Below are 11883 nucleotides of genomic sequence, written 5' to 3'. Positions count from 1 at the left end.
CTTCAAGAAAAGCCCTCCTTTCTGGAACAAGAAAGGGGACCCCTTGCAGAATCCCCTCACATGCTTAATTCAAGAAATCGTCCTCGCCATCCCCGAGATCGTCTGTATCGAAATCCTCATCAGCAAAGTCAGTGTTCACGCTGCTTCGACCGCCGCCAAGAGGTTCACCGTCCTGGACTTTGACGATATTATTCAAACCCACTGCAATACCCTTATTGCCTTTGGTGTCGAACAAGTAGAAGTTAACAGAAACCTTGGCATAGCAGCCGGAATAGACCTCTGTCGTGTCCGTAATATCAGCGAACTTGGTCTTGCCGCCCTCCTTGCCGATCGGCTTCGCGATCCCTGGCTTGTTCTTACTTTTGGCGTTAAAGAAATAATGCTCAGCATACGCCTCGCCCTTTTCATCCGCCTCTTCGTCACCATCTCGCAGCGGGGTGTGGAAGTCCTTCGGAAGCTTGCCGTTGTACTTCGCTTTTGCCTGCTCCTTCAACAGATCGACCACCGCTTTAATCTTGCGTAGCGTCTCCTTATCCTCTTTGGGAATCAGGATTGCTGTACTAAACCACATATTGCCGTAGTCGTCTGCTTCCGCCTCCCAGACTTTTGCTTAGGACAGGCGTACCTTTCCTGTTACCAGTTTTGTAGATGTATTTTCGTTTGCCATTTGAACATGTCTCCCTTTTTTAACAGGCTTACTACCTGCAGTTTTTTGATTTGATGTTTTGGGGTCTACCCCCAAAGGAATCTTCTTGTATTCAAACCGCCATCTATAGGCGTGTTTACCTATCTTGTCGAATAAAGCTTTACTCGCTTTCCGTTTAGTTGGCTCCGCGATTCCGAAGCACCATTTCTTGGACCAGTTACTCCAGACGCCCCATTGGTCGGTCATCCGAAATCCTCTCCTGCAAAATCTTGCTCAACGCTGTTCAGCTCAGGGCGCTTGTCTATCTCTGGGACAAGTACCGGCTTACCTGGCGGCTTGAAGATCAGATCACCGATCAAGCCTGACAGCTCTTTCTTGCCGATCTGCTTCTCCAGCTCCCCAATCCCCAAAAGTTCGCGAGGCTTAAGGTACTTATCTAATTCAATCGTAGCCGCTTCAAATGTCTTCCGAGCAATGTCCTTGTCAATAATCGCCCGATTGCTGCGCCCTTCGACCAGTTTCCAACCCTGAACGCTGTGCCCGGCCTTTGCCTGTTCGAAGGCATAATCTTCAACGTCCTTGGCCCAAGCCTTGAGCTGTTCAGCGATATGAAGGATGCTGCCGACCTCCTCCAGCGTCATAAGAGCCGGATCCTGAAACTCATGAGAGATGGCTTCCATATTTGCATCTGCACGCGCCCTGCAGGTTGCTTTGACCTTGCACCATTTGCAATGGCTTCCGGACAAATACTCTCCTTCTCCTGCATAGGCCAGAGTAGCTGCAGGCTTAACGGTTGTTTCAGCCCATGCAAGCAGCTCGTCAATGGACATGATATCTGTACTGACGCTATCAAGCCTCGGTTGAACGATGGTCATGTGGATCTCCTGAATGTCATAGAGGAAGCCGTAAGCATGCCATGCTCCCAGCGCATACAGCCGAATCTGAGGATTGTCGATAGCGCTGACGGGAACACCCTTCCCATATTTCAAGTCAATGATCTCCAGCACTCCGTCAGCGATCAGGATAACGTCCCCGGTACCGAAAGCATCTGGGACCCACTCCGTTAAATCCAGCCGTTCCTCCAGCAGCACAATGGCATCAGCCGTCCGGGCTTTGGCAGCCATGAAACGTTCCTCTACAATCTCCACATAGTCAGCAACAGCATCATTCATTTCAAAGCCGTAATACGAATTGCTTTTTTGGAACTGAGAGACTGCCTTATCAAGCCGTAGCCGCTCCTTTGAATTACAAGGTGTAATGCGCCGTCTAAGTATCAATTCGGACAGCTCGTGAGCTGCCGTCCCCTCATTCGCATACTCACTGCGCGTGTCAGGAATATTTTCCGTGAGCCGGGCGCTCGGCGGACAATTAATCCACCGATCTGCCCCGGATGCACTAAGTAAGGCGTGAGCGCGTTCAGCATGCGCCTGAGTCATGCCAGCTTCTCCAGCTCAGCCATGAACTGGACCCGCTTGTTCTCAGGAACCTCAGTAATGTTCTTGCAGCCGAAATTGTCCAGCAGCTCCTTCACCTTGGCCCTATTAGCTGGATCCGCTTTACTGACTTCTTGCGCCTTCGCCCGCAGATCAACAGAAGAAGGGATATCCTCCGGATCCTCGGAAGCATCTTCCTCCTGCAGATCAGGCTCCTCAACTTGTTCCGGTTCTGGCTTCACTTCCGGCTTCACTTCGGGCTCATTCTCTACCTTTGCTGTCTGGCGCTTTTGCTTTGGCTTTTCGGTTACAACAGGTATGCTTTTAGCAGATACATCAGGCGTAGCTGCAGGGGCAACAGTACCCACGAAAGCAGCGGATAATACAGAAAACTCTTGGATTGCTTGTTCGGCGTTCTCACCGGATATATGAATTTGTACTGGCATGATAGCATTCAGCCTCCTCGTTAATTTCGTTGATGCAATATTTACAGACATCCTGCCCGTTCCAGGGCTGGAGAAACTTCGGATGAACCTCCTGACCACACACCCCACATTCGGGTGGCAGCAGATAAATAGCTACTTTGGACATGACAACCTCCTCCTAAGAATAGTTGTCTTCAATATTTGACCAATCTCTTGCAACGGCCTGTAGGGTTTGCTTCGCAGCATCTTCCCGTTTTCTCGCTTCTGCAAGTAACTCCAAATTACAAAGGTCAGTGACCTTGTTCCGAATAAGTGCATCAATTACATCAGGACGCAAAGCATCCAATTCCCAGCACTCATGCCCAAACTCTGCAATGTATCCAGTCGCCCGGCTATCAGTCAACTTGGTGGGATTCGGGGGCGGCCCGTATTCTTCGATTTGATCATAGTTCAAGGCAATCCGTTCAAATTGAACCGACACTCCGAAAAGCTCCAACCGATCCACGATATCGCGGCTCATGTCTCTGCCACTCGGGTCATGGTCACCCAAATGAATGATGTGAATATCCTTTTGTCCAGCAAAGTTTCCAAGTCGTTGAGCTGCTGACCACATTTCAGACTGCGATACATAACCTCTACAAGAGAAATATGGGATATCCAATTCTCCACACACCTGGCCAACAATGCCGATCAAGGCGTCCTTCTCGACCCACACTTCAACATAACTATCCTGATCAGCCCATTTATCAATAGCGTAACTGTAAGCAGCAGAGCTGATGATTGATCCCGGAGAAGACCAGTGACTATTCTTCTTTAGATTTCGGGTCCGATCCTCGATGGCATTCCAATCTATCAGCCCAGACATGCGACCGTCCGAAATGAGATTACCAAGATTTTTATAGGACCGCTCATTATTTGGGATTACGTCTCTTGCAACCAACTGATAGTAAACCTGACGAAGCGTAAGGGAATAACCCATCTCCTGATATTCAGAAATAATGGCATTAACCTGTTCGATTAGCCGAAGGCTGTCCGGGCGAAAATTGATTTGACGATAACAGATTTTCATTGCGTCCCCTCCCAGTCAGTGATATACTGACGGCAACGAATTTTGACTTATGCAGCTTGATCGGCTCCTACCCCGATTGAGCTGTTTTCCATTTCAACGCATTCTGTTCAATTGCAAATTCCAAAATGTCGATGCGCTCCTGAAGCGTTAGTTGCATCCATACCCATCCTGTGACGGACAACTACCTCACCTCCTTTGTAATTACCACTCTTCTATCACAACTAAGATTGCCTCAAACGTGGGTTGAGCTACCCACCAGCGCTTTCTCAACTTGCGTCGCTCGTGGATTCGCACTCTTGGGTCGTGGAGTATTTCTGTCTCCAAAAATTTTGGTGACATAGATGTAAGTTCGCTCAAGCGATTGATGTCAACCAGTAGTAGCTGCTGGCGTATTTGCTTTTGAAGCTCCTGCTGCACAAACTCCCGTATACCGACAGGATCCAACTGTACCTTGATCTCAGCCGGAATCATTTCGTCACCTCTCTTTCCAATGTTTTTGATTAAAGTCCCAATATTCTAAGTAGTTCTGGAAATTTGTCCGGAAAATAATGCGGCGCCGTTTCTCTCGGGCTGTTCGGGCTAATAATGTTCTTACCGTATGATAGCCCAGGGACCGTTATCGATTTGAAGAGCTTTATTCCACCTCTGCTGGATGGGCGCTCCTTTTCTTCAAGGAATCCATGTTGCATTAATAGCTTGTTGAACTCTTTGGCCGGCATCCCGATCCCGTTCTTCTTAAGAAGCTCTGTTGCAGATTCGGAGATAGATTCGTCAGCATACCCAGGAAGCGGGACGGACAGGCCGTGTGTTCGATTAAAATCGCCTAGCAATTTCAGTCTCCCGCTGTCTGGAAGACGTAGTACATTAGCTGCGATCTCTACCATGTAGGCCTCTTTCTTAAAATGAAGCAGTTGAGTCTCGTTTCCTGGTAGAGAGTACTTTCCTGTTTTCTGCACTGAAGGAAGCATGTCTTCATATATCCAATCTTGAAAAGGTAGCGCCTTAGGCTGATTGGATTGACCGAGGACGCGATTTAGCGAAAGATTAGAAATGAACTTCTCTCCGGCATTGTTGAACTTTCGGATATTTTGATTTAAAATATCCGAATTTTTAATTTGGTAAATGTGATTTTCCTTGCAAAACTTCAAAATGTGATTTGTAGCGGAAGCCCCTTTGTATTCCAGAATTGACGCAACATCTTTTGCCCGAATGATGAAATCACCTTTGAACGGAATTGATACATCATCAGTAAAAAGAAGCAAAACTTCATGCTGGCCTTCAAATAGTACCGGACTGATCATTGCACAACCTCACTTTCCATACCAAGCATTTCAGCGATTTGCGGCTTTTGATTTTTGCCAGCACGTGTGCCTTTGAAAATCTCAGATACGTACGTTACCGATACACCAAGTTCATTTGCTACATCTTTCATCTTGATATTTTTTAGAAACATGATCTTCCGCGCTTCTGCTCCGAATTCAGTGTATTGAGCCACTCTTACCCCCCCCCCCTTTTGTAATTGTTTGTAAAAAACACAGCTTAATTGTTGACTTTCAACTGAAAATAATCTATTATCAGTAAAAAGGCACAACAAAATAAACATCGTTGGGGAACGATTTTTTCAATTGGGTGATATACCCTCATCTTTTTGGTGCCATTTTTGCAAACAATTAAGCTGTTGAGATAAATATAACCGATTATTATCGGTTGGTCAACACCTAAACCGATAATAATCTTATTTAAACTTGATTATTATCGGTCATCCAGGAGGGCAATATGAGAATTGTTGAAAATATTAAACATCTCAGTGTGAAAAATGGGACGACTATACCTAAGCTTGAAAAAGAGATGGGGTTTGGTAACGGTACAATTTACAATTGGGCAAAAAGTTCACCATCAATAGATAAAGTACAAAAAGTAGCTGAGCACTTCAAAGAATCAGTCGACGTAGTATTATATGGTTTTGAGCTCACCAGATTCGAGGAGCTGTTTAGAATCATCATGAATAAAAGAACCTGTGAACAATTTGCCAATGACTTAAGCATAGATTTAGATATAGTAGAAACTTACGCTTTTGGCATAACTACTGAACAGCCACCTTTAGATTTAGTTAAGAAACTAGCGAGCAGTAATCCGTATAAGTTAATTGTTGATGACGAGAGTCTATTTGCAGCAGCTGGATACGAATTGGAGGAAATCGACGGTGATTTATTAGAAGACATTCCTTTGGAGCTGCTACATCACTACCAAGAGCAAGGATTGAGTGAAAACGAAATGGTTACAGCTTACACAAAATTCAGGGAAGCTGAATTAATAGATGCACTGACAGAAGCAAGCAATACAGTAGGGAGCTCAAGCTTTGAACCCGAAACCATTGCAGCACATCATGAAGGAGCTGACTGGACAGAAGAGGAACTGGAGGAAATCGAACGATTTAAAGAATTTGTGAGGTCAAAGCGAAAGGGTAGATGATATGGCAACATACGAGGAGCTTCTCGATGAAGCCCATAATCACAACATAGAGGTCTACGAAATGCCAATGCTACCAAGAAACAGAGGTTTGTATTCCGATGGAATTGTGTGGGTAAATAAATTTACACCTTATACAGTTGGGAAAGCCTGCATACTTGCGGAAGAGCTTGGACATTACCATACTTCAACTGGTGACATCCTGGATCAGTCTGATCTCAGACACCGGAAACAGGAACTTCGTGCGCGGCAATGGGCTTATGGCAGACTTATCCCCTTATCTGATATTGTACAGGCCTACAAAGCTAAAGCCCAAGGCCGCCACGAAATAGCCGAATACCTGGGAGTAACCGAGGAGTTCCTTCAACATTCTATTGACCGTTACACAGAAAAACATGGGTTACTTTTGATGGTTGACGACAGTCATGCAATTTGCTTTGATCCATTAGGGGTTATTGAATTATTTTAAAATCTTGCGCTTTCCCGCCGCAAGGCGGTTCATCATACACTAAAACAGAACATACATTCCCTTTTATCGCCTACCCGCGCGCAAAGGACGGATGAAAATGAAAAGAGCGGAAAAGGAAATAGAAAAATACCTTCTAAAAAACGGAGATGTTAGATACAGGTACAGGTACAAGTATTATGATACTCTTGGGAAGCGCCGAGAGAAGAAAGAAAGTAGCTTTGTAACCCAGAAGGATGCCGAAAAAGCTTTGTTGAAAGCAAAAATCGACGTTGCCAACGGCAATCTGAAAAAAGTCGAGAACAGCCAAATGACTGTGGGGCAATGGTTAGATATTTGGTTGAATACAAATGCTCACCTGTGGAAAATATCTACTCAGGTGGTAAGGAAAAGAGCAATAGAGAATCACTTGAAACCTATGCTTGGAAAATACAATTTAAATAAATTGGACAGGCAAACTTATATCAGAGTATTTATTCAGCCTTTGCTGAAAAAATTCAAGCCCAGTACGGTGTTAACCTATCACAATTATTTTAAAATTGCAGTCAACGCCGCTGTAGAGGAAGAAATACTTTCGCGCAACAGGTTTCGAAAAGTTAAGATTGAACAGCGTGCAGCCCGCAAAAATCACCTAACCGCGGACGAGCTGAACATTATGATACAAGCACTCAAAAAATACACCCCCCTCACCAGCTACACGCTGGCCCTCCTGCTCGCCTACACTGGTATGCGGATCGGCGAGGCGTTAGCATTAAAGTGGCGAGATGTAGACTTTAAAAAGGGGAAGATAAGCATCGACTTTACGAGAGATGCTCACGGCGAGAGGCCGCCCAAAACCAAAAACAGTTATCGCACTATCCCAGTTGACAGTCTATTGATAAATCAGATGCTTTCTTATCAAAAGTGGTGTATAGAGACAAAATTCAGGCACGGATTTAAACTGGATAAAAGCGCTGATCATATTTTTCTCGCAAACACAGGCGAGCCAGTATATACCGAAGTCATGAAGGTTGCCTTAAAAAACGCATATAAAAAATTAAAGTCAGAAGGCGTATCCTTCACTCGAATCTCTCCTCACGGTCTGCGTCATACACATGCTACAATATTGATAAATAATGGCGTGTTGCCAAAAACTATTGCAGAACGTTTAGGAACTACTGTAGAGATGATATATAAGACTTATGGCCACTCTTTAAAAGAGATGGAAGATAAAGCAGTGACTGTTTTTTCGAATAGTGTCCAAGCTGCTGGGGCTAAAAGTGGGGCTGATTAAAGATAGGACATGCAAAAGCCATACGCCCCAAGGGCTTTTAAGACTAATATCGAAATAAATCTAGAAATACGATATAATTCATGGTGAGGTGAAGCGATAATGAATTCCGCAACGGACGGGTTTATGTATTTTATTATTTTCTGGGCCGTGGTACTGCTGGGTTTTATGTCGATCGGCGGTTATTTTATGTTCCGGAAATTTCTAAAAGTGCTTCCGAAGCGAGATGGAAAATCCAAGCTCGACTGGCAAAATTACTGGGTGGAGCGCAGCCGTCCATTATGGACAGATGAGTCCAAGAAGTTCCTGGATGTCCTGGCATCCCCGGTACCGCAAGCATTTCGCGATATTGCCAAGCACTCCATAGCAGCCAAGATCGGGCAGCTCGCCGTAGAGAGCGGCTCCTCTGAGGTCACACGGGAGCATTGCATCGAAGGTTACATACTGGCGACTCCGCGCCGTGATTACCGGAGTCTGACAAATTTTCTGGAAAAGAATAATATTGACTACACGCCGTACAAGCACCTGCTTTCCTAGTATGGCAATCTTGTAGCAGACGGCCCCGACAATCGGAATTCAAAAATTTAATAGAAACGATTGTCATCGGGGTTAGGTTTGATGATAAGAACTCAGCCTTCTTGCTTGTCAATTCATGATGACAAAACGGGAAACTGCCGTATAGCTTGTCTTCAAATCTTAATTTAATTGTGATTGATTTGTAACCACCAGGGGTATAGTTACGTTATAGAATACAGGAGGTGGTCGGATTGACCCATACAAAAAGAAAAACCAAGAGAAAAGCTGCAACTCTGCTCGCGCTCGCTATTGCCCTTGCCATGACGACTGCTGCCTGCAGCAACAGCTCCAGCAATACACCAGCGAATCAGGGGACGAACAATACAGAAATACCTGGTACACAGGAGCCGGACACAGCGGTACCGGACAATGATGGCGCTGATAACGGTACAAGCGGCACCGATAACAACCCTGCCAAGCCGGATGACCAGCAAGGCCGGCCTGTTCTGTCCAATGAAGGGACCTATAATGGACTCGCTGACAGCCATACGATAGAGATTGAGACTGCTGACGGAGCTGAATCCTACCAATTTGATGATGACATGATGGAGAAGCTTAACCCTCTTGAAGAAGGGGACAAGGTTAAGTTTGAATATACCGAGAAGTTGATTGAAGGTACCGACAGCAAACAGAAGTGGGTTACAAACATAGAGAAGGTTGAATAATCGAGCAGAGGTGATTGTATGCGCATTGCCGTCACGGGCGGCTCCGGCTTTATCGGCAACGCCCTGGTTCAGCATTTCCTCGAGCGTGGCGATGAAGTATGGATTATTACCCGTTCAACCGGAAGAGTCGAACAAAAGCATCCTAAACTTCATGTCATTTCATGGGAAGACTTGAGCTCCAAACCGGAGAGGCTGGAAGGCATCCATGCAATTATTAATCTGGCCGGTGAATCCATCAACCAGAGATGGACTGAAGACGCCAAAGAACGCATTATTAAGTCCAGGCTTGTTGCTGCAGAACGGATCAGCAAGCTGGTTCGTACTCTGCAGCGCAAGCCTGACGTTGTTATTAATGCATCCGGAATTTCCGCCTACGGAAATTCCGAGACGGCAACCTTTGATGAAGACAGCCCAGTGGTCGTCTCCGATTTCCTCTCTTCGGTTGTTGAGAAATGGGAAATAGCCGCTGACAGTATTGGCGCCAAACGGATGGTGAAGCTGCGTGTCGGTATAGTAATCGGGACTGAGGGCGGGGCATTCCCTAAGATGGCGCTGCCTTACCGGATGTTTGCGGGAGGCAAAATCGGCAGCGGGAAACAATGGCTGTCCTGGATACATGTCGAAGACATTGTCAGACTGATTGCCTTCTGCATCGATCATGATGAAATTCATGGTCCGGTCAATGCCTCTGCTCCAGAGCCGGTTACGAATGATGATTTCGGCCGGGCGATTGCAGGAGCGATGGGCAGACCACACTGGATGCCGGTGCCTGGAGCCATGCTGAAGCTCATATTCGGTGAACTCTCGGTTCTGCTGCTGGAGGGCCAGCGGGTACTTCCGCGGCGGGCGCTCGATGCCGGTTTTAAATTCCGTTTTCCAACCGTCCAGAGCGCCATGAAAGATTTGGTAGGAGCCAAGTAATCCCGTCTGATTACACCATCCATGCAGTGTGTAGCGGCTCTTTCACACTGTTCCATTCATAAGCGTCTATTAAGTGCAGTATGGAAATCACAGTACTTAATAGACGCTTTTTTGTTTCCCTTTAAGCCATTGCCAGCTGACAACTACTTCACATATTCTGAACACTGCCGGGTCACGCTCCAACAGTAGAATTTGCCCCGCCTTGAGGAACTTGAACTGTTTGCTGAGGGCCTTCCGTGAAAGCATAGACAGGTCCTTGTGCCCCTGCCAGTTGAATCCGGTCCTCCGACTTGATCCTGTACACTTTGTAAGGCACCATTACGTTCCCATTAAGCAGGCTCCCGTTGCGTGATCCCAGATCCTTGGCACTGTATCCCTCTGTGGTCCGCTCTATCTCCAGATGGGCTCTGGACAAACCCTCCCCTGTATCCACATAGCCCTCAGACTCTGCTGCTCTGCCAATGACAAGTTTTCTTCCGGTCAACTCAATCCGGGATACATTTCCCTTGAATTCCCTTTGCAAATACGCTGTTATCGTCTGCCCGGATACCAGGCTTGAGGCCGATCTGCCATCAGGCGCAAGCAATACTGTAGACTCATCTGCAGCAGCTGCATTACCCGGCCCCATACTTGCAGCTCCCATTGAAGCACCGGATTCAGGCTCATGAGCGGTTGAACCGTACCCCTTGCTTTGCTCAGGTTGTGAATGATTGCTTGGGCGGGCTGAGGTAAGATTCCATCTGCCGCTTCTCTCTTCATTGGCAGCAGCTTTATGCGGATATCCAATATCAGGTGACTGCTCTCTGTTCAGAAAAATTTCACTTCTGTCCCTCGTACCCGAAACTCTGGACTCTTCTTTCCAGTTACGAATAATTTCAGGGTCCCGCCCGTTCATAAGATTTTCGTCAAACTGCCCTTCATGTCTGCTCTTCTTTCCAGCTGCGTAGCAAAACAGTGCAGCACTCCCTGCAATCAGCAGTGAAATGCCGATGCTGGTCAGCAGCGTCTGCTCGTTTGGATCATCCAGATATAAAAAACGCCATACGACTGCAACAGCAAATAATGCCAGCAAAATAATGATAATCGTTGTGCGCGGCTTCTTGCCGTACGTATCTTCCCCGCTAATATCCGCTTCCCAATCCGCTCCCCTGAGATACATCCCGGTCTCAGTATTTTCGGGTGCCGGTTTATTCCCGGCGGATGAGAAGTCCTTCTGAGAAGGGTTTACAAATGGTGCATGAACAGAATCTGAAGCCGGACCACCAAATGAGCCATGGGGCTGCGCTCCAGAGGATAGGCAGGACATGCTTGATGAAAGATTCTGCATAGAAGCTGGCAAACTATCAGGTTTCAGATCATCACCGTAATAAGGTGCAGATACCATCTCCAGAAGAAGTTTCTGCAAACTGTTCCATGTGCCTGTTTCCTTATCCAGTACTTGAAGTATCCGCTGCAGAGCCGGCCCGTCCACAGGATTGATGCGGGCAGCCCAGCGGACGGCCAGATTCATCAGATCTTCATAAGGTGCTGCATGTGCGGCTCCATCTGTCACAGGCACATAGACAAGACCAACCTCCTGCCAGGAGCTTCCTGTAAAAATATAGTCTTCATGGAACATAACAGCCTCGGGCCGAAGCATATAAGGCTTGCAATTGTCCAGCGCTTCCAGTACTGCCAGCAGCAGAATACAATAGTCGGACATGGTGAACGTCTGAAGCTGAAGACGGTGTTTCAGCATCCGTTTGCCTGCCAGCTTGTAATGAAAACTGATGATTCCGTCGATTTCCTGCCACTCTACTGGTAAAAAGCCTGGTATTTCCTCTGCCTGCAGCATCTTCAGCTCCAGCTCATCCAGACTATCACGTGTAAGCCCGTCCGGGTCAGCCAAAACCATCTCATGCCCTCTGTGCATGGTAAAGTCGATTTGATACGCTCGCACTTGA

The 11883-nt window shown here is 46.7% G+C and carries 14 protein-coding genes and 2 pseudogenes; 6 read left to right on the top strand and 10 right to left on the bottom strand.

Annotation, left to right across the window (positions count from 1 at the left end):
• Positions 1–64: 64 nt before the first annotated feature.
• The 9 genes and pseudogenes from H583_RS32695 to H583_RS0111820 all read right to left on the bottom strand — a co-directional run.
• Positions 65–595 (bottom strand): annotated as a pseudogene (locus H583_RS32695) (DUF2815 family protein); the annotation flags it as partial.
• A gap of 15 nt (positions 596–610) precedes the next feature.
• Positions 611–892, bottom strand: a complete 282-nt coding sequence (locus H583_RS37575) for a hypothetical protein (RefSeq protein WP_245585901.1) — start codon at positions 890–892, stop codon at positions 611–613.
• Positions 889–2082, bottom strand: coding sequence for a DUF2800 domain-containing protein (locus H583_RS0111855; RefSeq protein ID WP_028560658.1), 1194 nt, complete (start codon positions 2080–2082; stop codon positions 889–891). Before H583_RS0111855 ends, H583_RS37575 begins: the two co-directional genes overlap by 4 nt.
• Positions 2079–2525 carry a hypothetical protein gene (locus tag H583_RS0111850; RefSeq protein WP_028560657.1) on the bottom strand — a complete coding sequence of 149 codons (447 nt, stop codon included), beginning with the start codon at positions 2523–2525 and terminating at the stop codon, positions 2079–2081. The genes H583_RS0111855 and H583_RS0111850 overlap by 4 nt, the downstream gene beginning before the upstream one ends.
• Entirely contained in the window at positions 2497–2670 is a 174-nt protein-coding gene (locus H583_RS36615) for a hypothetical protein (RefSeq protein ID WP_154665872.1), read from the bottom strand. The genes H583_RS0111850 and H583_RS36615 overlap by 29 nt, the downstream gene beginning before the upstream one ends.
• A 12-nt stretch (positions 2671–2682) precedes the next feature.
• Entirely contained in the window at positions 2683–3573 is an 891-nt protein-coding gene (locus H583_RS0111840) for a hypothetical protein (protein ID WP_036709357.1), read from the bottom strand.
• 201 nt (positions 3574–3774) lie between these two features.
• Complete coding sequence (locus tag H583_RS0111830; RefSeq protein ID WP_028560655.1) at positions 3775–4044, bottom strand: hypothetical protein; 270 nt, start codon at positions 4042–4044, stop codon at positions 3775–3777.
• 29 nt (positions 4045–4073) lie between these two features.
• Positions 4074–4874 (bottom strand): BRO-N domain-containing protein, encoded by an 801-nt coding sequence (locus H583_RS35305; RefSeq protein ID WP_051236352.1) that lies wholly within the window; start codon positions 4872–4874, stop codon positions 4074–4076.
• On the bottom strand, positions 4871–5068 hold the full coding sequence (locus H583_RS0111820) for a helix-turn-helix domain-containing protein (protein WP_028560654.1): 198 nt from the start codon (positions 5066–5068) through the stop codon (positions 4871–4873). Before H583_RS0111820 ends, H583_RS35305 begins: the two co-directional genes overlap by 4 nt.
• Positions 5069–5940: 872 nt before the next feature.
• On the opposite strand from H583_RS0111820, the pseudogene H583_RS36100 reads away from it, so the two are divergent.
• From H583_RS36100 to H583_RS0111785, 6 genes and pseudogenes are all read left to right on the top strand, one after another.
• A pseudogene (locus tag H583_RS36100) lies at positions 5941–6045 on the top strand (helix-turn-helix domain-containing protein); the annotation flags it as partial.
• Position 6046: 1 nt separating this feature from the next.
• Positions 6047–6511: an ImmA/IrrE family metallo-endopeptidase gene (locus H583_RS0111805; protein ID WP_028560653.1), complete on the top strand. Its 465-nt coding sequence runs from the start codon at positions 6047–6049 to the stop codon at positions 6509–6511.
• A 97-nt stretch (positions 6512–6608) separates the two neighbouring features.
• Positions 6609–7781: a tyrosine-type recombinase/integrase gene (locus tag H583_RS0111800; RefSeq protein ID WP_051236348.1), complete on the top strand. Its 1173-nt coding sequence runs from the start codon at positions 6609–6611 to the stop codon at positions 7779–7781.
• 99 nt (positions 7782–7880) lie between these two features.
• Entirely contained in the window at positions 7881–8315 is a 435-nt protein-coding gene (locus H583_RS0111795) for a DUF2621 domain-containing protein (RefSeq protein WP_028560651.1), read from the top strand.
• 230 nt (positions 8316–8545) lie between these two features.
• The gene (locus tag H583_RS35295; protein ID WP_051236346.1) at positions 8546–9019 is read left to right on the top strand and encodes a hypothetical protein; all 474 of its coding nucleotides are present in this window, start codon (positions 8546–8548) and stop codon (positions 9017–9019) included.
• 18 nt (positions 9020–9037) lie between these two features.
• The gene (locus H583_RS0111785; RefSeq protein ID WP_028560650.1) at positions 9038–9940 is read left to right on the top strand and encodes a TIGR01777 family oxidoreductase; all 903 of its coding nucleotides are present in this window, start codon (positions 9038–9040) and stop codon (positions 9938–9940) included.
• 172 nt (positions 9941–10112) lie between these two features.
• Here H583_RS0111785 and H583_RS0111780 read toward each other — a convergent pair whose 3' ends face one another.
• Positions 10113–11879: a DUF6382 domain-containing protein gene (locus H583_RS0111780; RefSeq protein WP_028560649.1), complete on the bottom strand. Its 1767-nt coding sequence runs from the start codon at positions 11877–11879 to the stop codon at positions 10113–10115.
• Between the last annotated feature and the right edge of the window lie 4 nt (positions 11880–11883).

Origin of the sequence: Paenibacillus pinihumi DSM 23905 = JCM 16419, assembly GCF_000422505.1 — a bacterium.
In the GTDB taxonomy this organism is placed as follows: domain Bacteria; phylum Bacillota; class Bacilli; order Paenibacillales; family Paenibacillaceae; genus Paenibacillus_D; species Paenibacillus_D pinihumi.
Note: the sequence above shows the minus strand (reverse complement) of the source record. Positions and strands in the feature narration are given on the sequence as shown.